This is a genomic window from Acinetobacter halotolerans, from assembly GCF_004208515.1.
GTDB classification, from domain to species: domain Bacteria; phylum Pseudomonadota; class Gammaproteobacteria; order Pseudomonadales; family Moraxellaceae; genus Acinetobacter; species Acinetobacter halotolerans.
Genome location: NZ_SGIM01000018.1, coordinates 1 through 24,920, shown reverse-complemented (window position 1 = coordinate 24,920; position 24,920 = coordinate 1). Strand labels below are relative to the sequence as shown.

At 40.0% G+C, this 24,920-nt stretch carries 31 protein-coding genes; 16 read left to right on the top strand and 15 right to left on the bottom strand.

Annotated elements, in window-relative coordinates; genetic code table 11:
* Positions 1–77 precede the first annotated feature (77 nt).
* Positions 78–1,454 (top strand): efflux transporter outer membrane subunit, encoded by a 1,377-nt coding sequence (locus EXE30_RS15215; RefSeq protein WP_130163130.1) that lies wholly within the window; start codon positions 78–80, stop codon positions 1,452–1,454.
* A gap of 10 nt (positions 1,455–1,464) precedes the next feature.
* Here EXE30_RS15215 and EXE30_RS15210 read toward each other — a convergent pair whose 3' ends face one another.
* On the bottom strand, positions 1,465–1,890 hold the full coding sequence (locus EXE30_RS15210; RefSeq protein WP_130163129.1) for a hypothetical protein: 426 nt from the start codon (positions 1,888–1,890) through the stop codon (positions 1,465–1,467).
* Positions 1,891–2,243: 353 nt separating this feature from the next.
* Here EXE30_RS15210 and EXE30_RS15205 point away from each other — a divergent pair, with 353 nt between their 5' ends.
* Positions 2,244–2,885, top strand: coding sequence for a hypothetical protein (locus EXE30_RS15205; protein WP_130163128.1), 642 nt, complete (start codon positions 2,244–2,246; stop codon positions 2,883–2,885).
* 111 nt (positions 2,886–2,996) lie between these two features.
* On the opposite strand, the gene EXE30_RS15200 is transcribed toward EXE30_RS15205, so the two are convergent.
* The 3 genes from EXE30_RS15200 to orn all read right to left on the bottom strand — a co-directional run bounded on the left by EXE30_RS15200 (position 2,997) and on the right by orn (position 5,359).
* Complete coding sequence (locus EXE30_RS15200) at positions 2,997–3,800, bottom strand: enoyl-ACP reductase FabI (RefSeq protein WP_130163127.1); 804 nt, start codon at positions 3,798–3,800, stop codon at positions 2,997–2,999.
* Positions 3,801–3,945: 145 nt separating this feature from the next.
* On the bottom strand, positions 3,946–4,674 hold the full coding sequence (locus EXE30_RS15195; RefSeq protein WP_130163126.1) for a Bax inhibitor-1/YccA family protein: 729 nt from the start codon (positions 4,672–4,674) through the stop codon (positions 3,946–3,948).
* 130 nt (positions 4,675–4,804) lie between these two features.
* Complete coding sequence (orn, locus tag EXE30_RS15190) at positions 4,805–5,359, bottom strand: oligoribonuclease (RefSeq protein ID WP_004672669.1); 555 nt, start codon at positions 5,357–5,359, stop codon at positions 4,805–4,807.
* Between the two features lie 124 nt (positions 5,360–5,483).
* On the opposite strand from orn, the gene rsgA reads away from it, so the two are divergent.
* The 4 genes from rsgA (at position 5,484) to secB (ending at position 7,813) form a co-directional block, all read left to right on the top strand.
* On the top strand, positions 5,484–6,542 hold the full coding sequence (rsgA, locus tag EXE30_RS15185; RefSeq protein WP_121930476.1) for a ribosome small subunit-dependent GTPase A: 1,059 nt from the start codon (positions 5,484–5,486) through the stop codon (positions 6,540–6,542).
* Positions 6,543–6,636: 94 nt separating this feature from the next.
* A complete protein-coding gene (locus EXE30_RS15180) occupies positions 6,637–7,053 on the top strand; it encodes a rhodanese-like domain-containing protein (protein WP_004672665.1) in 417 nt (138 codons plus the stop codon).
* Positions 7,054–7,064: 11 nt separating this feature from the next.
* Positions 7,065–7,322, top strand: coding sequence for a glutaredoxin 3 (grxC, locus tag EXE30_RS15175; RefSeq protein WP_121930475.1), 258 nt, complete (start codon positions 7,065–7,067; stop codon positions 7,320–7,322).
* 32 nt (positions 7,323–7,354) lie between these two features.
* Positions 7,355–7,813, top strand: coding sequence for a protein-export chaperone SecB (secB, locus tag EXE30_RS15170; RefSeq protein WP_130163125.1), 459 nt, complete (start codon positions 7,355–7,357; stop codon positions 7,811–7,813).
* A 58-nt stretch (positions 7,814–7,871) separates the two neighbouring features.
* On the opposite strand, the gene EXE30_RS15165 is transcribed toward secB, so the two are convergent.
* The 3 genes from EXE30_RS15165 to coaBC all read right to left on the bottom strand — a co-directional run bounded on the left by EXE30_RS15165 (position 7,872) and on the right by coaBC (position 10,645).
* Positions 7,872–8,480 (bottom strand): alpha-ketoglutarate-dependent dioxygenase AlkB family protein, encoded by a 609-nt coding sequence (locus EXE30_RS15165; RefSeq protein WP_130163124.1) that lies wholly within the window; start codon positions 8,478–8,480, stop codon positions 7,872–7,874.
* On the bottom strand, positions 8,467–9,306 hold the full coding sequence (locus EXE30_RS15160) for a methylated-DNA--[protein]-cysteine S-methyltransferase (protein WP_130163123.1): 840 nt from the start codon (positions 9,304–9,306) through the stop codon (positions 8,467–8,469). Before EXE30_RS15160 ends, EXE30_RS15165 begins: the two co-directional genes overlap by 14 nt.
* A gap of 82 nt (positions 9,307–9,388) precedes the next feature.
* A complete protein-coding gene (gene coaBC / locus EXE30_RS15155; RefSeq protein WP_130163122.1) occupies positions 9,389–10,645 on the bottom strand; it encodes a bifunctional phosphopantothenoylcysteine decarboxylase/phosphopantothenate--cysteine ligase CoaBC in 1,257 nt (418 codons plus the stop codon).
* A gap of 115 nt (positions 10,646–10,760) precedes the next feature.
* Between coaBC and radC the strand changes: the two genes are divergently transcribed.
* Together radC and EXE30_RS15145 are read left to right on the top strand one after the other, a co-directional pair.
* Positions 10,761–11,495, top strand: coding sequence for a RadC family protein (gene radC / locus EXE30_RS15150; RefSeq protein ID WP_130163121.1), 735 nt, complete (start codon positions 10,761–10,763; stop codon positions 11,493–11,495).
* 44 nt (positions 11,496–11,539) lie between these two features.
* Entirely contained in the window at positions 11,540–12,451 is a 912-nt protein-coding gene (locus tag EXE30_RS15145) for a bestrophin family protein (RefSeq protein WP_130163120.1), read from the top strand.
* A gap of 70 nt (positions 12,452–12,521) precedes the next feature.
* On the opposite strand, the gene EXE30_RS15140 is transcribed toward EXE30_RS15145, so the two are convergent.
* The gene (locus EXE30_RS15140; RefSeq protein WP_130163119.1) at positions 12,522–13,568 is read right to left on the bottom strand and encodes an aldo/keto reductase; all 1,047 of its coding nucleotides are present in this window, start codon (positions 13,566–13,568) and stop codon (positions 12,522–12,524) included.
* A gap of 106 nt (positions 13,569–13,674) precedes the next feature.
* On the opposite strand from EXE30_RS15140, the gene EXE30_RS15135 reads away from it, so the two are divergent.
* Positions 13,675–14,592, top strand: a complete 918-nt coding sequence (locus EXE30_RS15135) for a LysR family transcriptional regulator (protein WP_130163118.1) — start codon at positions 13,675–13,677, stop codon at positions 14,590–14,592.
* A 4-nt stretch (positions 14,593–14,596) separates the two neighbouring features.
* Here the strand turns inward: EXE30_RS15135 and EXE30_RS15130 are convergent, their stop codons facing one another.
* Positions 14,597–15,448 (bottom strand): PHP domain-containing protein, encoded by an 852-nt coding sequence (locus EXE30_RS15130; RefSeq protein WP_130163117.1) that lies wholly within the window; start codon positions 15,446–15,448, stop codon positions 14,597–14,599.
* 45 nt (positions 15,449–15,493) lie between these two features.
* On the opposite strand from EXE30_RS15130, the gene EXE30_RS15125 reads away from it, so the two are divergent.
* From EXE30_RS15125 to mnmC, 4 genes are read left to right on the top strand one after another with little or no spacing between them, the layout of a single operon-like run.
* Positions 15,494–16,105 (top strand): inner membrane-spanning protein YciB, encoded by a 612-nt coding sequence (locus EXE30_RS15125; protein ID WP_130163116.1) that lies wholly within the window; start codon positions 15,494–15,496, stop codon positions 16,103–16,105.
* Positions 16,106–16,129: 24 nt separating this feature from the next.
* Positions 16,130–16,432 (top strand): YciI family protein, encoded by a 303-nt coding sequence (locus tag EXE30_RS15120; RefSeq protein WP_005198666.1) that lies wholly within the window; start codon positions 16,130–16,132, stop codon positions 16,430–16,432.
* Between the two features lie 3 nt (positions 16,433–16,435).
* Entirely contained in the window at positions 16,436–16,837 is a 402-nt protein-coding gene (locus tag EXE30_RS15115) for a hypothetical protein (protein WP_130163115.1), read from the top strand.
* A gap of 18 nt (positions 16,838–16,855) precedes the next feature.
* Entirely contained in the window at positions 16,856–18,763 is a 1,908-nt protein-coding gene (mnmC, locus tag EXE30_RS15110) for an FAD-dependent 5-carboxymethylaminomethyl-2-thiouridine(34) oxidoreductase MnmC (RefSeq protein ID WP_130163114.1), read from the top strand.
* 88 nt (positions 18,764–18,851) lie between these two features.
* On the opposite strand, the gene EXE30_RS15105 is transcribed toward mnmC, so the two are convergent.
* Positions 18,852–19,166 carry a rhodanese-like domain-containing protein gene (locus EXE30_RS15105; RefSeq protein ID WP_130163113.1) on the bottom strand — a complete coding sequence of 105 codons (315 nt, stop codon included), beginning with the start codon at positions 19,164–19,166 and terminating at the stop codon, positions 18,852–18,854.
* Positions 19,167–19,256: 90 nt separating this feature from the next.
* Between EXE30_RS15105 and EXE30_RS15100 the strand changes: the two genes are divergently transcribed.
* On the top strand, positions 19,257–19,745 hold the full coding sequence (locus tag EXE30_RS15100; RefSeq protein ID WP_130163112.1) for a YajQ family cyclic di-GMP-binding protein: 489 nt from the start codon (positions 19,257–19,259) through the stop codon (positions 19,743–19,745).
* Positions 19,746–19,759: 14 nt separating this feature from the next.
* A complete protein-coding gene (locus EXE30_RS15095) occupies positions 19,760–20,254 on the top strand; it encodes a DUF4442 domain-containing protein (protein ID WP_004672644.1) in 495 nt (164 codons plus the stop codon).
* A gap of 63 nt (positions 20,255–20,317) precedes the next feature.
* Here the strand turns inward: EXE30_RS15095 and EXE30_RS15090 are convergent, their stop codons facing one another.
* The 4 genes from EXE30_RS15090 to EXE30_RS15075 form a co-directional block, all read right to left on the bottom strand.
* Positions 20,318–20,797, bottom strand: a complete 480-nt coding sequence (locus EXE30_RS15090) for a GAF domain-containing protein (protein WP_130163111.1) — start codon at positions 20,795–20,797, stop codon at positions 20,318–20,320.
* A gap of 84 nt (positions 20,798–20,881) precedes the next feature.
* Positions 20,882–21,298: an acyl-CoA thioesterase gene (locus tag EXE30_RS15085; RefSeq protein ID WP_130163110.1), complete on the bottom strand. Its 417-nt coding sequence runs from the start codon at positions 21,296–21,298 to the stop codon at positions 20,882–20,884.
* Positions 21,299–21,308: 10 nt separating this feature from the next.
* The gene (gene trxC, locus EXE30_RS15080; protein ID WP_121930463.1) at positions 21,309–21,737 is read right to left on the bottom strand and encodes a thioredoxin TrxC; all 429 of its coding nucleotides are present in this window, start codon (positions 21,735–21,737) and stop codon (positions 21,309–21,311) included.
* Positions 21,738–22,634 carry an alpha/beta hydrolase gene (locus EXE30_RS15075; RefSeq protein ID WP_130163109.1) on the bottom strand — a complete coding sequence of 299 codons (897 nt, stop codon included), beginning with the start codon at positions 22,632–22,634 and terminating at the stop codon, positions 21,738–21,740. It lies immediately after the preceding gene.
* A 123-nt stretch (positions 22,635–22,757) separates the two neighbouring features.
* Between EXE30_RS15075 and EXE30_RS15070 the strand changes: the two genes are divergently transcribed.
* A complete protein-coding gene (locus EXE30_RS15070; RefSeq protein WP_130163108.1) occupies positions 22,758–23,093 on the top strand; it encodes a TIGR01244 family sulfur transferase in 336 nt (111 codons plus the stop codon).
* A gap of 74 nt (positions 23,094–23,167) precedes the next feature.
* On the opposite strand, the gene EXE30_RS15065 is transcribed toward EXE30_RS15070, so the two are convergent.
* A complete protein-coding gene (locus EXE30_RS15065; protein WP_228256126.1) occupies positions 23,168–24,637 on the bottom strand; it encodes an Ig-like domain-containing protein in 1,470 nt (489 codons plus the stop codon).
* Between the last annotated feature and the right edge of the window lie 283 nt (positions 24,638–24,920).

Here is a 24,920-nt window from a genome sequence, read left to right as displayed (position 1 = left end):
AGTCTAGCTGAAAGCTTATCCTAAAGTTGGATGAGAACTCGGTAAGACACCGTTACAGCCTTATTAAGGATACAAAAATGAAGAAGCTTAGCCTTGCTTTATGCTTAAGTACAACACTTGTAGGTTGTACCGCTATCGTCAAAACCCCTTATAACGCACCCACTGTACAAGTACCACAACAATTCCAATACGATGCACAAAAAAATCAAAATGTGAATCTAACCGATCAATGGTGGACACTGTTCAATGATGCCCAGCTCAACCAACTGGTTGATCAGGTTTTGGCTAAAAACAGTGATCTTATCGTTGCGGGTATCACCTTAAAGCAAGCCCGTTTACAAGCTGGATTGGCAGAAAACAGACAAGGACTGCGTACCAGTTCCAGTGTATCTACAGGTCATAACTATGACCTACGCACAGGTGATGGCAGTGATCGCGGCCTATCAACCAGTTTGGGTGTGAGCTATGAGTTAGATTTATTTGGAAAATTGGCAAATCAAACTGAAGCCAGTCGTTGGGAAGCGCAAGCCAGTGAACAAGACTTACAGGCTACGGCACAAAGTCTTGTTGGTACAACAGCAAAGTTATACTGGCAACTTGGCTATCTGAATGAACGCTACCGAACGGTTCAACAAAACTTAGCTTCCACGCAGAAAATCTACGCTTTGGTGCAATCGCAATATAAAGCAGGTGCGGTATCAGGTCTGGATTTAACCCAAGCGGAACAATCGGTACAAAGCCAAAAAGCCAGTCTAAGCCAAATTGAACAACAACGTGTAGAAGCACGTACAGCGATTGCGGTACTGCTGCATCAGCCTGTACAACAGCTGAATATTCAAGAGCCAGCTCAGCTACCAAGGAGTGCTTTGCCTAATATCGAGGTTGGTTTACCTGCGGAGATTTTATCTCGTCGTCCAGATCTGCAAGCTTCGGAATTACGTTTACGAAAAACCCTTGCCAATAAAGATGCAACCAAAGCGAGTTATTATCCATCGATTAATTTGACGGGTAACTTAGGTGCCTCAAGTACTTCATTGACCCAACTGCTACAAAATCCAGCGTTAACTTTGGGTGCAAGTTTAAGCCTACCCTTCCTTCAATATAATGATATGAAGAAAGATATTGCGATTAGTGATCTTGAATATGAAAAAGCCATTACCCAATATCGTCAAGGTCTGTATCAAGCCTTTGCCGATGTCGAAAATGCTTTATCCAATCGAATGCAGTTAAATCAACAAGTTCAACTTCAACAACGAAATGTAGAACTTGCAGAAAAAACTGAACATTTAACGGAAGTACGATATCGCAATGGTGCAATTGCCTTGAAAAACTTACTCGATGCTCAAGCAACCACCCGTAACGCACGACTCAGTTTGGTTGAAACCAAGCAAAATCAATACAATGCTTATGTCACTTTGATGCAGGCTTTGGGTGGAAGCCCGATCAAACAATAGTCTATCTGGGCTATTGTTTTAATTCTGCTTGATCATTTACATTGGTATCAATCAACTGAGAGGATTTCACTTTATCTTGTGTATCAAATACAACCTCATATGAGAGTTTTTGACCATTAAAGTAGATCTCAGTTGGTGAACCAATAATTTCCCATAGACCAATCGTGGCGATATCAGCAGTGGTATGCCACATTGTACGGCTGATTCTTGCTGCTTTTGAATAGCCCTGCTGGAAGGTATAAATTTCTTTTCGTTCACCATTGAGTGTTTCTGATACTACAGGAGCACCAAGTTCAGAAATCACGTGATTACGATGTTTTCCGACCTCTAAAACGGTCAAGTTCTTTTTATGAGGTTGGTTACTTGCCATAACCGCTGCACAACCTTGTAGCGAAAGTAGCATCGCTAAGCCCAATACAATTACAATTTTCTTCACGTTATGACGACCTTACCCGAAGTGTTAAAAATAATATGTTTATCGACACTTTATTTAAAATTTTCGATTAAACAAAAAACCAGCATTAATTATCATATAAAGTATGGGATGACAAATGATTATTATATTTCTCAGTACATTTTCAATATAACTTTAATTATTGAATTGATTATCACATCAAAGTTTTTATTAAATGGTATTTGGCATCGTTTGTGCCTTGACGTAAATATAGCTGTTTTATATGCTGATAAAAAATAGTTCTAAACAAAATAGTAAACTTAATTAGAATATTATTCGTTTAGTAATATAGAAAATACTCTATACACCTACATTTATAAGCCAAGGAGAGCATTGTGAGCTTAGAAATCGTAACTTGGCAAGTTATAACTTTTTTAATCGGCTTAATTCTTGGAAGTTTTTTTCCAAAGTATTTAGCAAAAAAGGGGGAAAATCTTGCAACTAAAGAAGATATTACAGAGATAACAAGCAAAATTGAAATAGTGAGGCATGAATATGCAAGCCAACTCGAATCAGTCAAAGCAGAACTTTCTGCTAAATTAACGACGTATGGATTTCGCTATGAAAAGGAATATGAGGTTTTAAGTGAACTTACGGCAGTATTAGTAGAGCTAAGAGATGCGAGCACAAGCTTGCGGCCAGTATTTGATTTCCACGATCCAAATATGACAAAAGATGAAATAAAACAAGAACGTTTAGAGCGATTTTTTAATTCCAGAAGAAACCTTTATATTATAAGGGAGAAAAAGCGACCATTTTATCCTGATGATATTTACCAAGCAATATTATCAATAGAAAATATTGCACACCAAGAATCAATTGGTTACCAGTATAAAGATCCGTTTGAACAAGGGAGTTTTTTAGAATACTGGAAAGAGGCAGAGAAAAATCAGAAAGAAATCACTGCATCTGTAGAAAATGCACTGCTGAAAGTGCGTGACCGCGTAACAACATGGGAAGTACTATACAATTGCTGATTAAAAATTACCCACCTATTAGCTTAGTCATTACAGTTCCTAGACACCACTCTCCTACTAAAACAAAGCCGCTATCGAAGCGGCTTTGTTAAATAATTTAGATCAATCTAATTATTCATCATCCATCATGCTTTGGCTCATACCGACAGTATTGAAACCACCATCAACATAAAGGATTTCACCCGTAATACCTGAAGCCCACGGGGAACAAAGGAACAATGCTGCATTGCCCACTTCTTCAATGGTCACATTACGTTTTAGTGGTGCAATCTTTTCATTGGCATCTAACATTTTACGGAAAGATTTAATCCCCGATGCTGCCAAAGTACGGATTGGACCTGCTGAAATCGCATTCACACGGATACCATCTGCACCCAAGCTAGAAGCTAAATAACGAACACCTGCTTCTAAAGATGCTTTCGCCATACCCATCACGTTGTAATTCGGCATCACACGCTCAGAACCTTGGTAAGTTAAGGTCAATAAGCAACCTTGACGCACTTGTAATAATGGCTTCGCTGCACGAGCCATCGCAACAAAGCTATAAGCACTAATGTCATGCGCGATTTTAAAACCGTCACGGTCTGTCACGTCTGTAAAATCACCATCTAATGTATGTGCTGGTGCGAAACCAATTGAATGCACAACACCATCCAAACCATCCCAATGTTTTGCTAACTCAATAAAGGTGTTGTCAATTTCTGCGTCAACAGCAACATCACAAGGGAAAACCAAGTCTGAACCAAATTGTGCGGCAAAATCATCAACACGTTTTTTCAGCTTATCATTTGGATAAGTAAACGCCAGCTCTGCACCTTCACGGTGTAAAGCTGCCGCAATGCCATAAGCAATCGACAACTTACTTGCAACACCTGCGATTAAAAAACGCTTACCAGTTAAAAGTCCTTGTGACATCTTATTCTCACTCGAAAAATTTTCACCCATAATGCCAATATTCAGCATTTTCCGAAATTGCATAATGCATCTTTTTTACAATCTTGCATAAAAAACGCCCTCAATTGAAGGCGTTTGTTGTTTTTACTGACTTAATACAGGCTCATTACTTTTGGATCAGGCTCAATAAACGCATAAATGAGTAATACATCCAGACCAAAGTGGCTAACAATGCGATACCACACACCCATTCAAATGTTTTAGGTGCGCCCTGCGCCGTAGCACGTTCAATCAAATCAAAATCCAAGATCAGGTTCAACGATGCAATCACCGCGACAAAAGCCGCAAAACCAATGCCTAACCAATTACTTTCAAATAGATAAGGAATGCTAGAACCCAATGCCAAACTTAAAAAGATCTGCACCACAAAAACCAAAGCAATCGCAATCGAAGCTGAAATCACAACTGCTTTAAACTTCTCAGTTGCACGAATCACTTGGAACTTATACAAGGCAAATAACACCAATGTGGTGACAAATGTCGCCAGTAATGCTTGTAACGGTACACCTGGAAATTTCACTTGGAAAATGAAAGAAACACCACCTAAAAATGCGCCTTCAAATAAAGCAAAGGGAATCGCCAATACAGGTGCAGTATTCGGTTTAAAAGTTGTGAGCAATCCAAGAATAAGGCTGCCAACAATCCCTACGATGGTTGCGGCATAAGCAATTGAAAAATTAGCAGTAAAGGCACAATATAAAAATAGTCCGATACCAAGCGTTGCTGCGATCACAGTTAATAGGACTGATTTCTGAATAGCCCCTTGGATCGTCATCGGCTCGACCAAATCGCTATAGGTTTCAACTCGGGTTAAAATAGGATTATCGCTTTGCATGTCTGCTCTCTTTTTATAGTTAACGAAAATAAAATGTGAGTTTAAGCGATTTTAGCATCGCTCCCAAATATTTTTTACGTTCGATAAAAAAAGAGGCTTTCGCCCCTTTATTTAAATTCTTCGAGAAAGCTTATTTATTCATAATAAAAAAGTATTCACGATAATATTTCAATTCTGCAATCGAATCACGAATATCATCCATCGCTAAATGCGAGGCATTTTTCTTTAGACCGCTCATAATTTCAGGTCTCCAGCGTTTAGCCAGTTCTTTCACTGAAGATACATCTAAATTACGATAATGGAAAAATTGTTCCAACTCTGGCATTAAACGGTGTAAGAAACGGCGATCTTGGCAAATAGAATTGCCGCACATCGGTGAAGTCTTTGCATTGACCCATTTCATTAAAAATTCTAAGGTTTGCTGTTCCGCATCCTCAGCAGTCAGTTTACTGCGACGCACACGTTCAATCAGCCCCGATTGACCATGCTGTTTAGTATTCCACTCATCCATTGCGTTGAGCAAGCGATCTGATTGATGGATCGCTAACACAGGGCCTTCAGCCAAAATATTTAAATGATCATCTGTAATAATTGTTGCAATTTCAATAATCTGGTCATTATCCGTATCTAAACCCGTCATTTCGAGGTCAATCCAGATTAATCGTGTATCAGGGGTGCTGCTCATGGATAATATTTCTAATAGGTGTGAAAAACATCAATAGTAGCAAATTAATGCGAACTTGACTGTAACTCTCTCATCACTTCATGCTATTTTTGCGGTCTTATACATGTGGATTTTTGGGATATGAATGGCTTTAATTCGTAAGCGTCGTTTAACTGACCAGCAGCAACGTCGTATTGAAAAACAACACAAATCGCGTCAAGACGACATTGATACGTCGCAAGACCTTGATGGGCTGGTTGTTCAACATTATGGTCGTCAACTCGAAGTACAAGCTTTATCTGTGCCTGAACAGCACCCAGAATCCCCACAAGTGAACGCAGGTGAGCCTGCACCATTTTGGAAATCGATTGAACTGGATAGTGTATGGCGCTGCCATACTCGCACCAACCTCGAATTATTGGTCACAGGTGATCGTGTAAAGTGGCAAGCGGATCCCAATACGGGGCTTGGTATTATTACGGCGATCTATCCAAGACAGTCATTATTGACACGTCCAGATCGTTATCACAAAGTAAAACCCGTTGCTGCCAATATCAGCCTGATTGTGATTGTATTTTCACCATTACCAGAACCTGCGCCAACACTGATTGATCGCTATCTCGTGGCTTGTGCCGATGCCAATATTCCCGCCTTATTGGTGTTAAACAAATCCGACTTACTCAAAGAAAATGATCCGATTCTGACCCTGTTAAGTGAATATGAGACTTTGGGCTATGAAACGCTTATCTGCCACTCATATGGTGATTTATCTGCGCTTTCAGCTCGCATAGACAATGAAACGGTTGCTTTCGTTGGGCAGTCAGGTGTTGGCAAAAGCTCACTGATTAATACCATCGTTCCTGACGCTGCGCAAAAAACCAATATCATTTCTGAAAACTCTGCGCTGGGACAACATACCACCACATCCACCCGTTTGATTAAATTTGGAACAAACGGCGCATTGATCGACTCACCGGGAATTCGTGAGTTTGGGCTGTGGCATTTAAGCTTAGAAAAAGTACGTACGGGTTTTCCTGAGATTGAGGCACATTTAGGACTTTGCCAGTTCCGTAATTGCACCCATACCCATGAGAAAAATTGTGCTTTGAAACAAGCAGTTGTTGCAGGGGAAATTTTACCGCGTCGTTTAGACAGTTATTTACGACTGTTGGATGAGATTCAAGAAGCACAGCAAAAAAATTAGCATAAATTCAAATGAGCCCTTGAACTAAAGTTTTTGATCACCATACAGATAAGTTATACTCAGTGGCAGTTTTGATTTTAACTTTAGGTGACTTGTGGAACGTTGGTTTGAGTTTATGGGGAATCACCCCTTCTTATTTGGTACGCTTGCGGTACTCATCGTATTGTTCTTTGTTTTAGAAGGACAACGCAATGGTCGTAAAATTTCACCACAATCTCTCGGTATTTTGGTCAAGGCGAAAAATGCGATCTTGATCGACTTACGTGATGCGAAAGATTTCCGTGAAGGCCACATTAGTGGCAGCCGTAACATTTCATATAGCCAGATCACAAGCCACCTTGATGAACTCAAAGCAAGTGACCGTCCATTGGTCTTTATATGTAACTTAGGACAAGTAGCTGGCACTGCATTGCAAAAAGTGGGTCATGCTGACAGCTACCGCTTAGACGGCGGCATTAGCAACTGGAAAGCTCAAGGCTTACCTTTAGTCAAAAGTAAAACCAAAGCTTAAGGAGAGATGAAATGACATCCAATGTCACTATTTATTCAACGCTTTCTTGCCCATATTGCGTACGCGCCAAACAATTGCTTGAGCGTAAAGGTGTGGCTTATAAAGAAATTAATCTTTCTAATGAAGCACCTGAGGTTCGTATTGAGTTAATGCAACGTACCAATCACCGTACAGTGCCTCAAATTTTTATCAACGACCAGTTTATTGGCGGTTTTGATCAACTTTATGCCTTAGAGCGTGAAGGAAAACTCGATCCATTATTGGCTTAATTAACAACAGTTCCATAATTTAAGGAAAAACGATGAGCGAAGAACAAGTTCAACCACAACTCGCGTTAGAACGTATTTACACAAAAGATATTTCATTTGAAGTTCCTGGTGCACACGTCTTCACCAAACAATGGCAACCAGAACTGAATATCAACTTATCTTCTGCCGCAGAAAAAATTGATCCAACACACTATGAAGTGTCTTTAAAAGTTGTGGTTCAAGCAAATAACGAAAATGAAACTGCGTTCATCGTTGATATTACTCAATCAGGTATCTTCTTGATTGATGGTGTAGAAGAAGATCGTCTTCCATACATCTTAGGTGCTTACTGCCCTAATATTTTGTTCCCGTTCTTACGTGAAGCGGTTAACGATTTAGTAACTAAGGGTAGCTTCCCACAATTATTACTCACACCAATCAATTTTGATGCTGAGTTTGAAGCAAATATGCAACGCCTACAAACTGAAGGTGCTGCACAAGGTCAAGCATAATCGTTATAGCGATTGCTTCGATATAAAGAAGGACTGATTTTTCAGTCCTTTTTTAATGTTAGTTAATAATCGTTCTAAAGGTCAGATTGACGCGTGCCGTACTGACTTTTTTGGTCGGCGGCAAACGATGCCACCAATAATGTTGAGTGGTATCTTTCATAACCAACAGACTACCATGCTCTAAATACAATTCTACTTTTTCCTTAGTCTGCTTATGTTTAAAAGCGAACTTTCTTTCTGCACCAAAGCTTAACGATGCAATCGCACCTTCTTTTTTAAGATCTGTTTCCGCATCGCTGTGCCATGCCATTCCCTCTTCACCTGTATGGTAAAGATTGAGTAGACAAGAATTGAATGTTTCACCTGTTAATTGTTCGACTAATGCTTTTAGTTCAATCAGCTCAGATGTCCAAGGCAAAGCATATTTGTTGATATTGGAATAAGTATATTCAAACGCTTGATCGCCATACCACGCTACTTTTCTTTTGGTGGTGATCTGCCGACCAAAAATGATAGCCTGATCATTTTGCCATGCGATGGTGTGCATCAGCTTTTCAAAATAATCATCCGCACTCAAACCTTCAACGACTTTGCCATAATACTGTACCGTGCCATCATAAGGTAAATGGTTATGATTGGGATCAGCTTCGATATCAAACAGTTGCATGCGTTCTCACTCCCTCCCAACCAATCATTGCCATTTTTCGGGTTGCTCCCCATTCATAGCCACCAAACGCTCCAGTGGACTGAATCACCCGATGACAAGGAATCAAAAAAGCCACAGGATTATTGCCAATTGCGGTACCCACTGCACGCACTGCTTTGGGATGTTCAATGGCTTGGGCCAATTCGCCATAAGTGGAAAGTTGCCCCATTGGGATTTTGAGCAAACTTTGCCAAACTTTCAATTGGAAGTCTGTGCCTTTCAAATGCAATTTAATATCAGCCAATCGACGCTGATCTTTTTGAAAAAGAACTAAAGCACTTTGTTGAAACTGGTCAGCTTGCTGTTTAAAAATGGCTTGGGGAAATTGAGATTTTAATTGTTCTAGCGCATCGGCTTGATGTTGCACAAAGGTGAGCGCACAAATCCCTTTATGCGTTGAGGCGATCAACACCTCGCCAAAAAGTGTCTCTGCAAACTGATAATGAATGCTTAGGTTCTGCCCACCATGTTTATATTCAGCTGGTGTCATACCTTCGATTTGAATAAAGAGATCATGCAACCGACTGGTGCTGGAAAGCCCTGTTGCAAAAGTTGCATCAAAGATACTGCCCTGTTGCTTTAAAATATTTTTGGCATATTCCACACTGATATATTGCAGAAACTTTTTCGGACTGGTTCCCACCCATTCACTGAATAAACGCTGAAAATGGGCTGGGCTTAGATGAATATGAGCCGCGACTTCATCAAGTTGCGGCTGTTGCTGGAAGTTTTGCTGTATATAGGCAATCGCTTGAGCAATACGATCATAATTCCGTTGCTGTTGCATCTGTCTGCCCTCTTGTTGCTATTTCTCCACATTAACAAGCTTGTAGTAAGAAGAAAATCCGAAAGATGCTAACAATGATAAATTACAAACGGCGACGTAATGCATCGGCAATCGATTCAACCAATTGCTGCGAAATTTCCTGTTTAGAGGCTTTCTCTAATTCACGCTTTTTCATGTGGTAAGACTGAGCAAAGAATACCGTCATGGCATTTTCATCAGAAGCAAAACCAATATCAGGACGAGAGACGTCATTACACGCAATCATATCCAGCTTCTTCGCAACCAATTTACCCGCAGCATATTCTTCAACATTTTGCGTTTCAGCCGCAAAGCCGACCATAAATGGACGTTCTTGCTGCTGCGCGATGGTCGCCACAATATCTGGATTTTTCACTAAGGCAACCGCAAGTTCATCACCTGCTTTCTTAATTTTATGTTCTGCCACTTGCGCCACACGGTAGTCAGCAACCGCTGCAGTCGCGATAAAGATGTCACACCCGTCTTTCAGTTGATTCATACTGACATCTAACATTTGCATAGCAGAACTGACATTAATTCGTTGCACGCCATTGGGGGTATCTAAACTCACAGGACCTGCGACCAAGGTGACTTTCGCACCTGCTGCATAGCAAGCGGCTGCGAGCGCAAAGCCCATTTTACCCGTGCTGTGGTTTGAAATATAACGGACAGGATCAATTGCTTCACGGGTTGGACCTGCCGTAATCGTGACGCGTTTGCCAGCCAATAAACCAAATTTCTCTGCAATCGCACGCTGTGCTTTATGAAAGTAAGCTGCAACTTGACGGGCTAAATCTTCCGGCTCAGGCATACGCCCCAAACCAACATCACCACACGCTTGCTCACCTGCGTCAGGCATAATCACATGCACCCCATCTTCAACCAAGGTTTGCAAATTACGCTGAGTCGCTTTTGCAGCCCACATTTGTTGATTCATGGCTGGTGCAACCCAAACAGGCGCTTTGGTGGCTAAATACAAGGTACTGAGCAGATCATCGGCCAAACCATTGGCAAACTTAGCAATACTGTCACAGCTTGCAGGTGCAACTAAAATCAAATCAGCCCAACGCGCCAACTCGATATGTCCCATACCTGCTTCGGCCTCTGGATTTAACAATTCAGTATGAACTGGATTTCCAGAAAGTGCTTGGAAGGTCAAAGGCGTAATAAAAGCTTGTGCGCCATGTGTCATGACCACGCGGACATCAAAACCAAAGTCTTTTAAACGACGTACTAAAATGGCACTTTTATAGGCTGCAATGCCACCCGTGACCGCTAATATAATGTTTTTGTGGGGAATAACACTTAGATCGAAGCTCACAAACAGGATACCTTACTGTTGCAGTGGCGCTCACAATAGCATTAAATACGATCAGACCCAAGTGATGGGTTTTTAAAAAAGTCATAAACACAATAAAATCAAAGTGAACTGAACAATGAATCAATCGATTAAACAGTCCATCAAAGCATGGCCTGAACAAGAACGACCAAGAGAACGCTTATTACTTCAAGGGGCACAGAGTTTATCCGATGCAGAACTGCTGGCCATTTTTCTGCGCTCAGGCTCGAAGCAACATTCTGCAGTCGAATTATCTCGTATTTTGATACAACATTATGGCGGCTTAAACCCAATTTTTGATGCTTCACTTGAAGACTTATCCCAGTTTAATGGCATCGCCTCAACCAAATATGCACAACTCATGGCAGTCAAAGAGCTTGGACGGCGTTATCTGAATAATCATTTTCATCAACAAAGACTTTGCCTAGACCACTCAAACCTGGTGCTTGATTATTTACGTTATGAACTACAAGGTGAAAAACAGGAAGTATTTGCGGTGCTGTGTTTAGATGCTGAATTAAGAAAATTACATTTCAAAAAATTGTTTTTTGGCTCGCAACATTCATGTAGTGTTTCACTGAATCAAACCTTGCGTTATGCCTTACAACAGCAAGCATGCCAAATCGTGGTGGCTCACAATCATCCCTATGGCATTGCTCAACCTTCTCAAGAAGATATTTACCTGACACAGCAACTCAAGCAAGCGTGTAAATTACTTGAAATTAACCTCATTGATCACTTTATTATTGCATCAGATGGCTATTTTTCATTTTCTGAGCAACAACTACTCAACCCTATTAAAATCAAACAATCTCGTCTTGACAAAGGTTAAAGCAAGCCTGAACATCAACAGATAAAATTAATGATCCAAATAACATGATTGTTCGTGACCAGCCGAGTATTTTTAAAGTTTTATTCTCATGGCGTGGGACGATTTTACCCAAAATTTTACCTTCACTCGGATTTGTTATGCTGGTATCAGCCATCATTGGCGGTATTGAGTATATACAGTTATTTCGTTTCCCAGAGATTCCGTTGGTTGGCTTCACTCTCATCGGTGTCGTGCTTTCCATTTTCTTAGGCTTTAAGAACAGCGCCTGTTATGAGCGTTGGTGGGAAGCCCGTAAACTATGGGGTGTTCTGATTGCCACAGCGCGACATTTTGATCGTGATTGTCGCGTTTTAACCCAAGCCCGACGTGAGCGAGTCATTCAAAATGTAATTGTATTTGCAAATGTCCTACGTGACCGTTTACGCCACCAAACTGCAAATCCAACGGAACTGACTGAGACTAGCGGGTTAAGCCAACAAGCGCTAACACAGCTTTATCAACAACAAAATGCACCGCAATATACACTAAGCCTGATTCAATGGGAGCTTTTGCAAGCACTCAAAGAAGGTGAAATCTCAGATATTATTTATACGCAAATGAATCAGCATGTTGTCGCGTTAAGTGAAATGCAAACAGGCTGTGATCGTATTGCCAATACTCCGATTCCTTTTGCTTATTCGGTACTGCTCAACCGTACCGTGTATTTCTTCTGTGTGATGTTACCCTTTAGCTTAGGTTCTTTATTGGGGCTGGTAACGCCACTTTTGGTTGGAATTTTAGCTTATACTTTTTTAGGTTTAGATGCGTTGAGTAGCGAAATCGAAGAGCCTTTTGGCACGCAAAGTAATGATCTGCCACTCGATGCCATGGTTCGAAACATAGAAATTGAGTTACTCGGTACACTGGGTCGACCAACACCTCCGCCGATTCAGGCACATGATCATAATTTATTATAAAAAATAAATCGCCCCCTTCGCGAAGATGCAATGGGGGCTACATTCTAATCCTGAACTCAGTCATGCTCTACTAAATAAAATGAGATGAAACCAAGGATTTAAAGCGCTCAGTAAATTGTCCATTCCAATAAGGATAATACGGATAAGGTGGATAAGTCGCACTCACCTGATCTAGTCTATCGACCTGTTCTCGCGTCAATTGAATATCTTTAGCTTGTAAATTATCTCGTAGCTGTGTTTCATTTCGAGCACCAATCAGCACGCTGGACACAGTTGGGCGTTGCAATAGCCAATTTAATGCAATCTGTGGAATCGAATGGCCTGTTTCATCTGCGATTTCCCTCAATATATCAATCACACTATAGAGCAGCGCTTCATTCACTGGGGGAGCAAACTGTGCCGTCTCATGTAAACGACTATCCGCAGGAATCGGATGTTCCCGATCAAATTTACCTGTTAGACGGCCCCAACCTAAAGGACTCCAAACCACAGCTCCAATGTGTTGGTCATCATTTAAAGGCATCAGTTCCCACTCATAATCACGCCCAATCAATGAATAATAGACTTGATTCACCACAAATTTTTCATAACCATATTGTTCAGCAATCGCTTGAGCTTTCATGAGTTGCCAACCAGAGAAATTTGACACTCCAATATAACGCACCTTACCACTCCGCACCAGTTCATCGAGGGTTTTCATCAATTGGTGTAAGGAGGTAAAGCTATCAAACTGATGCAGTTGCAATACATCAATATAATCTGTTCCTAATCGCATCAATGATTGTTCCACTGCATGTTGCAAATAATTTCGGCTAAAACCTGCATCATTGAGTTGATCGGTACTTCGAATTCCCACCTTAGTTGAAATAATATTATGTTGTCGCTCTGAGGTGAGTGCCCGACCCAACATTCGCTCAGACTCACCATCAGAGTAAACATCCGCAGTATCAAAGTAGTTAATACCAGCATCTAGACAAAGTCGGATCATGCTATTGGCTTCTGCCTGATCGGCTTGTCCCCACGCTGAAAAAATCTGACCTTTCCCACCTAATGTTCCTGCACCAAATCCAAGTTCGGATACCTTTAAACCCGAATTTCCTAAGAAATGATATTTCATCCTAAGCCTCTCTCATCAAATTTTATTCGCTTGAGATCACAATAGCGCTATGAGATTTTTTAAAAAACCACGATAATCAAGAAATACTTTTCTGGTTTTATTGATAATGAATACAGAAGATTTCCAATTTTTTATTCGAGTTGCTGATTTAGGTTCAATCAGTAGAGCTGCTCAAGAAGCCAATATTTCTGTTTCTGTGGCCAGTCAGCGAATTCAACGATTAGAACAAAATCTACAACTCCGTTTATTGCATCGTACCACTCGTAAACTGAGTCTGACCGAAGAAGGAAAAACCATGCTTGAACATGGCCGACTTTGGCTTCATGAGTTTTCAAGCCTACAGGCTTCACTAAAAGTTCAAGACAAATGCCTCTCAGGTACGCTTAGAATCACGACCTCTGCCACATTTGGCACAAAAATTCTAATGGCAGTGATCACTGAATTTTCATTATTACATCCTGAACTGAAAATCCACTTAGATTTGAATGACCAAAATATTGATCTGATTCAATATGGGATGGATTTAGCAATACGTATTGGAAAGTTAAAAAGTTCAACATTGATTGCCAAACCACTGGCATCAAATCCCCGTTTACTCTGTGCTTCGCCTACATATTTAGAAAAATATGGTCGGCCACAGACGTTATCAGATCTCAAATTACATCGTTGTATTTTGCAACAACATGAACATGGCTTAACAGATCAATGGAATTTCATAACAAAACAGGGAGAGCTGCAACAAATCCAAGTAGCTGGTTATTTCACAACGAATTCAGGTGAAGGCGTTCGACAAGCCTGTTTATCAGGTTTAGGCATATCCAATCATTCGATTTGGCATGTCAGTGATGACTTAAAGACAGAAAAACTTGTTCAAGTTCTCGCTCAGTACCCAGTTGAACCCACTTCAATATATGCTGTTTTTCCGAATAGAAATTTAATCCCACCCAAAGTTCAATTATTTTTAGAATATTTATTGGACTATTTTCAGAACCATTACCCATCATATAAGCACAACTTGCTATAAAAATTTATCTAAAGCTTTCCCAAATGCCCCTCTGCCCTTCATTTACTTTCGGCGTGTGTCCAAGCTTGATCCAAGGCATATTGTCACCATGAAAATCACTGCCAATAGAAACGCCTAAACCAAACTGTTGAATCATTCTATCCACCATTTGCCGAGTAGAAAGTGGCTCGCTATGTGAGGGTAATTCAACTGCATCGCCACCAAATCCAGCAAACAATTCGATCAAATAACGAATATTGGTCGCTGATAAATCATAGCGTGTCGGATGGGCCAAAACGGCAAAGCCTTGGCTGGCATGAATCACCTCAATGGTTTCTTTCAAACCAACACCATCAAATTTCACAAAAGCCTTTTTACCTTCCTTTAGGAAGCGATCAAATGCTTGCTGTGGACGACTCACAATATTTTTTTCGACCAATGTTTTTGCAATATGAGTTCGAGTCACGCGATCCGCATGACCATCCACTTTAGCAATCACATCTGGGTAAATATCAAAATCGATACATTTCTCTAAGAGGTTACAGATCGTTTGCGCTCGCTCAGCACGTACTTTTTTTTGTTTTTCGAGCATTATTCGTATAGGTGCATCGTCTTGCATATTCAACGCAATAATATGTACACCATAACTCTTTTTGGTGTTTTCTCTCGACCATTGGCTAGAGATTTCCACACCCGAAATAATCTGAATATCATGATCTTGAGCATACATTTGAGCGCGAGCCAAGCCATCCATGGTGTCATGATCAGTTAAAGCCAAGGTATGAATTTTTACATCTACGGCAGCTTGCACCAATTGTTCTGGAGACAAAGTACCATCTGAGATAAGGCTATGGGTATGTAAATCGACACCGAACATGGATTGTATTATGCTATCTGACCTATTTCATTGCCGTACTGTAACATGAAAGCGTTGCTCGACTATCTTCCGATTATTATCTTCTTTTATTTTTATAAAACTACCGACCCGAAAGATAATCAACACCCATTATTAGAGTTAGTGGGTAGTGCTGGAAATACGGATCAAAATCACATCCTTGTTGCAACCTGTGCCTTACTCATTTCCACACTAGTGGTTTACGGCTGTTTATTCATTTTCCAAAAATTTAAACTGGAAAAGATGCAATGGTTTATCGTGGTCATGTCTGTCATTTTTGGTGGAATCACCTTGGTTTTCAGTGATGTCACCTATATCAAAATGAAAGCAGTGATTATTAATGTGGGTATTGGTATTGGCTTTTTGGTTACACCATTGTTCAACAAAGAACGGATGCCAATTATTCAAAAGCTTCTTGGTTCAGTACTAGAGTTAAGCAAACAGGGATGGATGCGCTTAAACTGGGCGTGGTGTGGTCAGTTCTTTTTATTGGCGGCTTTGCATTTCTTCTTTGGTTTTATGTTCTTACAAGGAAAATATTGGGGAGAATTCACTGCTTTTGGCGATATTATCGTGTCGCTCAGTTACCTTGCTGTGATACTATTTTGCTTAAGAAAACGTTTTAAAACCACTGACTAGATTTTGAATCATTGAGCAACTGCTATGCCCTATTTTGTACTGACTTGTACTGATCGTGAAGGTACTTTGGAGAAACGTCTAGCGACTCGTCCGCAACATGTAGCTCGACTACAAAAACTGGATGATGAAGGACGTTTAATTACCGCTGGCGCACATCCCAAAGATCCTGATGACTTACAAGCTGGCTTCATTGGCAGCACCATCATTGTGGAATTTGATAGTCGTGAAGCACTTGATGCGTGGATTGAAGAAGAACCTTTTTTAAAAGAAGGGATTTACGCCACGATTGATGTAAAACCTTTTAATAAAGCGTTTCCAAAAGGGTAAACCATGCGTATTGCATTCCAAAGCTTATTTGCTCTATGTTTACTCACTTCTAGTGTTTGGGCTGTTGAATCATCAACGGTTCAAACCACCACAAGCGCAGTAACCAAGCCATTAACAGCAGAACAAATTGCCAAAGCCAAACAGCAGCAAGAAGCAAAAAATAAGGCACTCATTCAAGATCAAGCCAATCGTTTAAAACAACTTGAAAATGCCAATCTTGAAGCACTGACTCAAAACCAAGAATTACAGTTAAAAAATGACAATTTAACTGTACAAGTCCAAGTTTTGCAAAGCGAACGTAGTGCGCAAATGTTTCTGTATGGTGCGATGACCATTGCCGTCGGTGTCATTCTTGGCTTTTTTATTGCGAGTTATGTTTATACTAAACGTCGTCGCCAGTGGTAAACCGCAACACATTTATTTATGTCTGAGTCATCAAAACTGCAAACAGCTGCTTTAGACTGGGAACTTATTGACGGTATTGAAGTTCCCATTTCTAAACAATTTGGCGATGTCTACTTTTCTAAAGATAATGGCTTACTAGAAACACGCCATGTCTTTTTAAATGGCAATGATCTCACTGAGCGTCTTTCCCAACTCAACGATTATCAATATTTTTGTGTGGGCGAAACAGGCTTTGGTACAGGCTTAAATATTTTAGCGCTATGGCAACTTTGGCGACAAGTTCGTCCTGATAACCACAGCCATTTACATGCCATCAGCGTAGAAAAGTTTCCGCTTAGCAAAGCCGATCTCATCCGTGCCTTAAATGTTTGGACTGAGCTACAACCGCTGGCCGAAAAACTAATAGAACAATATCCTTTACCAATTGCTGGCTGTCATCGTCTCAGTTTTCCCGATGAACGTTTTAGTCTTGATTTATGGTTGGGCGATGCACAGAATATTTTCCCAAGCATCCCCAAAACCCAAGCCGTGAATGCATGGTTTCTGGATGGCTTCGCCCCTTCTTGTAATCCAGATATGTGGCAAGAAAATGTACTCAATCATATTGTTCGCTTATCTGATGAGGGAACAACCTTCGCCTCATTTAGTGTCGCTGGTGTATTGAAACGTGGGCTCAAACAGCATGGCATACACATCAGCCGTCCACGTGGTTTTGGTCATAAACGAGAAATGCTTAAAGCCATTTGGCTTGATGTTGCTGCACCATCTGACATAGCAGTACCAAATACTGAAGAAAATGTGCTAACGCGACAACCTAGATCAAAAGCAATAACAACACAGCAAAAAATCGCCATCATTGGCGCAGGAATCGCAGGTTTAAGTAGTGCATGGGTATTTGCTCAACGCGGACATCAAGTCACGATCTACGAGCAAAATGAGCCCCTCTCGGGGGCGTCGGGAAACCCTCTGGCATTACTTAACCCAAAGCTATGCCCAATTGAGCAAGCGCATGATCACTTGATGACTTTAAGTTGGCAACACGCTTTAAATTTTTATCCTCAATTTAAAGCGTTTAGAGAGATTGAGGTTCAGCAAATTGCTTTAAAAAATCCAGATGAGCTTTTAGGATTGGTTGAACAATATCCTGATCACATTTTATCCGCTCACTCTTCGATAGAGACTCTCCCTGAAACTGAGTTTTCCAGTTTAAAGTTACGACAAGCAGGCGCAGTTTCCCCGCATCAACTCCGTGATGAGATTTTACAACATCCCAATATCACCGTAAAAAAAGCCAAGATCTCAGATTTAAAGCAAGTAGAAAAGCAAACTGAGCTATGGCAAGATCAAGAACGACTTACAACTGCTGATCATGTGATTGTCTGTTGTGCCAAGCAAAGTACAGAACTGTTTGAAAACTATCCGATACTTAAACCGATTCGTGGACAAGTCAGTTGGGTAAATAACAACAATCATCCGCTTCCACTTGATCAAGCTTATAGCTATGGTGGTTATTGTATGCAGCTTGATGCAACTCAACTGATCTTAGGCGCGTCATTTTACCCAAATCGAGACGATACCGAAGTATTACCAGAAGACCATGTGCATAACCATGAACTTATCCACAGTGTCTTTCCCGAATATGCGCAACAGCTCCCATCGACAGACTCATGGCAAGGTCGAGCATCTGTGCGCGCACAAAGCTTAGATTACTTTCCTTTAGTCGGCAAAATGCAAAATACAAATGAGTGCTATACCTTCGCAGGTTTAGGTTCTAAAGGTTTCTTGTTTGCGCCGCTGTGCAGTGAAGTATTAGCTGCATTGGTTTTAGGTGAGCTTTGTCCAATTCCACAAAGTTTATTAAATAAACTCAATCCGCAACGTTTCCAAAAGAAAGTCAAAGCAAAAAAACCTTATTATTCTGGCTAAATCATCATTTTAAGAAAAATTATTTTTTTAGATCGTTATTTTTAAATGTGCCAAAATACCGAAGTATTTTGGCACATTTTCTGAGCAATTAAGCACCTTGCTCTAAAGCTAAGCCTGCATCACGCGCTGCACGTGTGCCACCCATCAAGACTACATATTCACGAGAACTATCAAAACCTTCTAAAAGTTCTGCTGCTCGAGGTGCTTTACTGCCACCTCCACATAGAATATAAATCGGCTGATCCGCTGCAACCTGAGTCAAACTATCCGCAGTTAATTCAGCAATTGGGCGATTTACTGCCCCTTTGACATGAGCCTCTGTATACGCTTTGGTATCTCGGACATCCCAAATGACAGCGTCTTTTGGGAACTCAAATGTTGTAATTTCTTGTTTACGGATCATTGCGCACTCCTTTGATGTAAACAACACTTGGCAAATGAAGAAAACCCCCTTAGCATCGCAAATATTCTTTCCCTTTGTAAAGGTCTAACTATGCCTTCTTTTGATATTGTTTCTGAATTAGAGTTATTTGAAGTCAATCATGCCGTACAAAACACTCAAAAAGAGATTGCGACACGTTTTGACTTCCGCGGACAGGATGTTTCTATTGAGCTAAATGAAAAAAATAAGGAAATCAAAATCTCAACAGAAAGTGATTTCCAGTGCGAACAAGTGTATAGCATGCTCGAAAACCATTTCTATAAACGCAAGGTTGACGTACAAGCATTGGATCCTCAAAAAGCCACGGCATCGGGTAAAAACGTGGTTCAAGTCATCAAGCTTAAAGATGGACTTGACTCAGATACCGCAAAAAAAATTAATAAAGCCATTAAAGAAAGCGGCATCAAAGCGCAATCTTCTATCCAAGGCGACAAAATTCGTGTCACGGATAAAAAACGCGATACTTTGCAACAAGTCATGAACTTTTTACGTGAACAACAATTTGGTCTGCCACTCCAATTTAATAATTTCAAAGACTAAGCAATAGGTTCACTATGGCAAAAGATAACCGTCTTTATACGCTGGTTAAAACCACGTCTAAGTTTCCTAAAGGCATCCGTAGCACATTATGGAGCAAAGCTTTTGGCCGTGTTGTTCCAATGGTGGGAACAGCAAATATCCGCTATTTAGAAGTGGATAAAGACCATGTAACTGTACGCATTGAAAACCAACGTAATATGCAAAACCATATTAAAGGTGTTCATGCCGCAGCAATGGCACTATTGGCTGAAACAGCAACGGGTTTTTTAACTGGTCTACATGTTCCAGATAGTCGCATTTTGTTGATTAAATCTTTGCATGTCGATTATTTAAAAGTTGCTCAAGGTGGCTTAACAGCGACAGCAACATTATCAGCTGATCAACAAAAGTTTATCGCTGAAAATGAAAAAGGCGAGTTATTAATTCCTGTCACTGTCATTGATGATGCTGGGAATCAACCAATCCAATGCCAGATGCTTTGGGCTTGGCTGCCAAAACGCAAAAAATAATTTTTTGAATGATAAAATAAAGCCCAAATGATTTGGGCTTTATTTTTTTTGCAGTGTCATGCCCTAAATGAACTTTTCAATGGTTAAAATTAGCTGCTGAAGATACGCCGCATCGATTTCATCAAATTGATCCAGTTCATCACTATCAATATCTAAAACCCCGAGACACACACCATTTTTCATAATCGGTAATACAATCTCAGATTTAGAAGCTGAACTACATGCGATATGTCCTGGAAATTGATCCACATCGGGCACAATCATCACTTGCTGTTGTTGCCATGCGGTTCCACAGACGCCACGACCTTTTGCAATACGTGTACAAGCAATCGGCCCTTGAAAGGGTCCTAACACTAGTTCATCGTCTTTCACAAGATAAAAGCCAATCCATAGCCAATCAAATTGCTGTTTTAATGCTGCACAAATATTCGCGAGATTGGCGATCACATCAGATTCACCCTCAACAATCGCTTGAATCTGCGGCATTAGATTTTGATATTGTTCAGCTTTAGGACCTTGTTGCAAAATGAGTTCTTCAGCCATGATCTACACTCCAAATGCCAATATGATATAAAACAAAAAGAATGGAGCATACATAATCAAGCTCATATCCGTTTGCGTTATATTTTACAAGTTCGCCACATAAGCTTGTTTAACCTCATCAGAGATCACACGTTTATTGCCATTCACATCAACAGCAACAAATGTAAAGACCCCCTCCGTAATTCGCACAGGGTCACGAGAGTCATCGTGACTATTCCAAACTTCAATTTGTACTTGCACCGAACTATTTCCGATTTTTAGAATTTTGGTATAGCAGCTAATTACATTTCCGACTTTGACTGGAACCAAAAAAGTCATCTGATTAATCGCGATCGTGGCACAACGACCTTTACTCAGACGTTCAACATGAATCGCCCCAGCTAAATCCATTTGGGAGACAATCCATCCACCAAAAACATCACCACTCCAATTAGTATCGGCTGGCATCGCAATATTTTGCAGCGATAAAATACCTTCTGGATGATTCAAGCGTTCCGTCATATTTATTCTCTTAATGTTGCTGTAATTGCTGATCTAACCATTGCTGTAATTCAGGTGTACGCAATGCACCGCTGATTCTTGCTAACTCGGTGGTTTTATTCATCAAGACCAAGGTCGGAATACTTCGGACATTGAATGCAGCACTTAAGCGTGGATTTGCCTCAGTATCAATCTTTGCAAAGATCACATATGGATTCTGCTTAGCAACTTGAGCAAAATGTGGCGCCATCATCTTACATGGACCACACCACTCAGCCCATAAATCAATCAAAACCGGTAAATCGGTATTACTAATAAAGTGACTAAAATTTTGTTCATTTAATTCAATTGGGGATAGAGGTAATAATGCCTGATGACATTGGCCACAATTGGGGTGAACAGCTAATTTTTCTTCAGGAACACGATTTTTTGCACCACAAGATGCACAGACGATCATCATTTACATCACTCCAATATGTTGATGTAAAAATTCTAATTGGGTTGTAACTGCTTTTTCAAACCAAGCACCGTGATAAACATCAAAATGCTTCATATCCCACTCATGATAGCTCACAAAAGGAGCAATATTGGTTGCGGCTTCACGACTTGATTCAATCGGAATTAATGTATCATTTTTTGCTGCAATAAATAACACAGGGATATTGATCTTACGTACAAACTGGATCGGACGATAACGCATCAAATTGAAAAATACCCGCGCAGGCACTTCACCACTCCAGTAATAATCAGGATTTACGATCGAATGATAACCATAGTAACTATCCGAAGTTGGTAAAAAACACAGTCTATATTGATCAACAACAGGCAATGTTTTAGGCACCAACCCCATTTTAGAGCCCATATAGTCCTGACTAGAGCGTTTTAGAGCCTCAGGATAACGTTGCAGAGGATAATGCTTGGCTGTCTCTGCCCCATCGATATAAGGCACCTGTACCATCACCGCTTGAATATTTTTCAGATCAGTAGCCAAGCTCAGTGCATACCCCCCACTAAGTGACGTTCCCCAAAGAATAATCCTTCTACTGTCTATCAACTTACAATTAGATGCATGTTGAATCATGGTTTTCCAATCATCTAACTGAGCGCTTAATGAAACCAATTCACGTGGTTTCCCCGTACTGCCCCCCCAATAACGATAGTCGAACAGAATAACGGCATAACCCGCTTGAGCAAAACGTTGGGCATATTGAACCAATTTGAATTGACGCAATCCAGCAAAGCCATGCGCCATCAAAATAACAGCGGGTTTAATATTTGCCTTAGGAAGATAAAAATCTGCAGCGATCGTTTCATCACCACTTGGAACATACAACGGCTCAACAGTGTAGGTGTGCATGCGCGCTCCATTACGTTATCTTTTTTAGGTACATCGTTTATTTACTATAGACATTTAAACTCAACATTAAGCTTAATGCTATGATAGAGCATAAAATGTTTTGTTTGTTTTTGGAGTGACAAGATGTCAGAGAATATTGGTTTTGCAGGTCAAATCGGGCCAGAGCATGTCGAGCAAGTGGTTGAGAAAGGTTTCAAATCTATTATTAATAATCGCCCAGATATGGAAGGCGGTCCTGAACAACCGACAAGTGCCCAAATTGAAGAGGCTGCACGTAATGCGGGGCTAGATTATGTCTATCAACCTGTCGTTGCAGGTCAAATTAGCGAATTAGATGTTCGTACTTTTGCAAATCACTACAATGAACTTCCAAAACCAATCTTAATGTTTTGTCGTACAGGTAATCGCTCAAACAATTTATACCAATTAGCGAAACAAATGGATTTGCTGGATGATTAAACCCTCATAACTATTTATCCTTAAAAAATAAAAAAAAACGGCTTAGTTGCCGTTTTTTTTATTTTCCTAGAAAATTACAAACCATCTAAACAATTAGTGGATAAACCATAAGGGCTTTCTATATTAGGAGCTATACCATCAGCAACAACGACATCATTAACCAAATAACTTAGACCAAAACTTGTAGAACCACTAATATTTTTACCACTAACAATCGAGTCAGCAATCAATTGAATATTTAGATATCCTGCATAAATTTTAGGGTACTGGACCTTCAAGTCAAATCTACCATTTGCATCTGTTGTATATTTATTATCAGTCGCAGGCGTTCCTTCCGAATTAATAAAAGAAACAACTTGAACGGTTTGACCCTCTTTAACAGGTTTTAATTGATCAATTTCTTTTCCATTGGTATTTACTTTAATCACAGGAGTAACACATCGAGTAATAACAGCAGGTAAATATTTATCGGCCGTTCCATCAGGTGGAGTATTCGTATCAAAAAATGCATAAAAACCTTTGTTATAAGTTAAAGCATTTACTCCCATTACGACGTCTTGATTTGGTATCGGTTTACCATCAACATCAGTCACTTGAACAGAAACATTTTGATAATAATAGACACCATTTTCTGATCCTTCAATTTTTGTTGGATTATAAGCAACTGAAATTGCCCCAACTGGCTGAGGAACAGTTGAACCTACTACATCTAGTTTATAGGTATAAATTTTAGTAGATTGCCCAAAATTTGCCTCTAGAATAAGATCATCGGTGATAAAAGAGGTAGCACTGTAACTAGATGCTCTCTGAGCTTCGCTAAATGATAAAGTATATGTAATTCTACCATTCGCATCTGTTTGAGAAGCATTCGGTGTAAATTTAACACCATTTAATGCAGAGTTTTTTACTTTTAGAGAAATAGCTTGATTTGATAAAGTTGCGCCATTTGCATCAACCGCAGTCAGTGTAACCGTTGTTTGATCACCTCTAACGTTTAATGATGTTTTTGTAGCGTCAAATAAAACTATACTTGTCGTATCAGCACCAGAGCTTGTATCAGCACCAGTAACAGTAACTAATTGTTCTTGGCTTAACTTTTCACCATTTGCGGTAACCAAAAGTTTAAAACCATTTTTAATTAACTCTGTTAATGTAGATGAAGTGGGTGGTGTTGTTAAAATAAATACGGCATTACCAGACTCATTCGTTGTTTGCCTAGATAGTCCGGCATTATTGACATTATTTGTAGGGTCAATAACTGATAGAGTAACTGGAATTGAAGCAACCCCACCTTTGTTAGCATCTAAAGCACGCACAGTTACTGTTAACTGACCATTTGTAGCAGCCATCGACAGCTTATCTAATTCGATTTTTAGTCCAGAAGCGGTAGTGGTTGTAGTTCCGCCGCCAGTAGTTCCTCCATCATTCGAACCATTATTCGAATTGTTATTAGAACCATAATACCCATCCCCCCCACCACAGCTTGCAAGTAAAATTGCCACAGTTATTACAGACAACTTTGAGGTAAGTTGTTTTCTATTCATAATCATTCCTTTATGTCCCCAATCAAACCCCATTATGGAATAAGATTCTTTTCATTATAAAAATATGCCTAATGTAACCATACTATTAATTTTCTGTAAATATACTTTATTAATGAGTAAAAAAAATTAAAGAGAAATAGATCAAGCTTTAGATTAAAATTGATAATTGTCGATTATTTTTTCGTTTTTTCAGATATACAATAAATTAAATAGATTCCAAAAAGTTTTATATGTAGATAGATTAATCTAGGTAAAATGCAATTACTCACCGTTTCAAATAACT

Bases quoted from the DNA above. Each gene is read 5' to 3' on its own strand.
- EXE30_RS15215 (WP_130163130.1), top strand. From the start codon at position 78: ATGAAGAAGCTTAGCCTTGCTTTATGCTTAAGTACAACACTTGTAGGT.
- EXE30_RS15200 (WP_130163127.1), bottom strand. From the start codon at position 3,800: ATGTCACAAGGACTTTTAACTGGTAAGCGTTTTTTAATCGCAGGTGTT.
- EXE30_RS15195 (WP_130163126.1), bottom strand. From the start codon at position 4,674: ATGCAAAGCGATAATCCTATTTTAACCCGAGTTGAAACCTATAGCGAT.
- orn (WP_004672669.1), bottom strand. From the start codon at position 5,359: ATGAGCAGCACCCCTGATACACGATTAATCTGGATTGACCTCGAAATG.
- rsgA (WP_121930476.1), top strand. From the start codon at position 5,484: ATGGCTTTAATTCGTAAGCGTCGTTTAACTGACCAGCAGCAACGTCGT.
- grxC (WP_121930475.1), top strand. From the start codon at position 7,065: ATGACATCCAATGTCACTATTTATTCAACGCTTTCTTGCCCATATTGC.
- secB (WP_130163125.1), top strand. From the start codon at position 7,355: ATGAGCGAAGAACAAGTTCAACCACAACTCGCGTTAGAACGTATTTAC.
- EXE30_RS15165 (WP_130163124.1), bottom strand. From the start codon at position 8,480: ATGCAACTGTTTGATATCGAAGCTGATCCCAATCATAACCATTTACCT.
- EXE30_RS15160 (WP_130163123.1), bottom strand. From the start codon at position 9,306: ATGCAACAGCAACGGAATTATGATCGTATTGCTCAAGCGATTGCCTAT.
- radC (WP_130163121.1), top strand. From the start codon at position 10,761: ATGAATCAATCGATTAAACAGTCCATCAAAGCATGGCCTGAACAAGAA.
- EXE30_RS15145 (WP_130163120.1), top strand. From the start codon at position 11,540: ATGATTGTTCGTGACCAGCCGAGTATTTTTAAAGTTTTATTCTCATGG.
- EXE30_RS15140 (WP_130163119.1), bottom strand. From the start codon at position 13,568: ATGAAATATCATTTCTTAGGAAATTCGGGTTTAAAGGTATCCGAACTT.
- EXE30_RS15135 (WP_130163118.1), top strand. From the start codon at position 13,675: ATGAATACAGAAGATTTCCAATTTTTTATTCGAGTTGCTGATTTAGGT.
- EXE30_RS15130 (WP_130163117.1), bottom strand. From the start codon at position 15,448: ATGTTCGGTGTCGATTTACATACCCATAGCCTTATCTCAGATGGTACT.
- EXE30_RS15125 (WP_130163116.1), top strand. From the start codon at position 15,494: ATGAAAGCGTTGCTCGACTATCTTCCGATTATTATCTTCTTTTATTTT.
- EXE30_RS15120 (WP_005198666.1), top strand. From the start codon at position 16,130: ATGCCCTATTTTGTACTGACTTGTACTGATCGTGAAGGTACTTTGGAG.
- EXE30_RS15115 (WP_130163115.1), top strand. From the start codon at position 16,436: ATGCGTATTGCATTCCAAAGCTTATTTGCTCTATGTTTACTCACTTCT.
- mnmC (WP_130163114.1), top strand. From the start codon at position 16,856: ATGTCTGAGTCATCAAAACTGCAAACAGCTGCTTTAGACTGGGAACTT.
- EXE30_RS15105 (WP_130163113.1), bottom strand. From the start codon at position 19,166: ATGATCCGTAAACAAGAAATTACAACATTTGAGTTCCCAAAAGACGCT.
- EXE30_RS15100 (WP_130163112.1), top strand. From the start codon at position 19,257: ATGCCTTCTTTTGATATTGTTTCTGAATTAGAGTTATTTGAAGTCAAT.
- EXE30_RS15095 (WP_004672644.1), top strand. From the start codon at position 19,760: ATGGCAAAAGATAACCGTCTTTATACGCTGGTTAAAACCACGTCTAAG.
- EXE30_RS15090 (WP_130163111.1), bottom strand. From the start codon at position 20,797: ATGGCTGAAGAACTCATTTTGCAACAAGGTCCTAAAGCTGAACAATAT.
- EXE30_RS15085 (WP_130163110.1), bottom strand. From the start codon at position 21,298: ATGACGGAACGCTTGAATCATCCAGAAGGTATTTTATCGCTGCAAAAT.
- trxC (WP_121930463.1), bottom strand. From the start codon at position 21,737: ATGATGATCGTCTGTGCATCTTGTGGTGCAAAAAATCGTGTTCCTGAA.
- EXE30_RS15075 (WP_130163109.1), bottom strand. From the start codon at position 22,634: ATGCACACCTACACTGTTGAGCCGTTGTATGTTCCAAGTGGTGATGAA.
- EXE30_RS15070 (WP_130163108.1), top strand. From the start codon at position 22,758: ATGTCAGAGAATATTGGTTTTGCAGGTCAAATCGGGCCAGAGCATGTC.
- EXE30_RS15065 (WP_228256126.1), bottom strand. From the start codon at position 24,637: ATGAATAGAAAACAACTTACCTCAAAGTTGTCTGTAATAACTGTGGCA.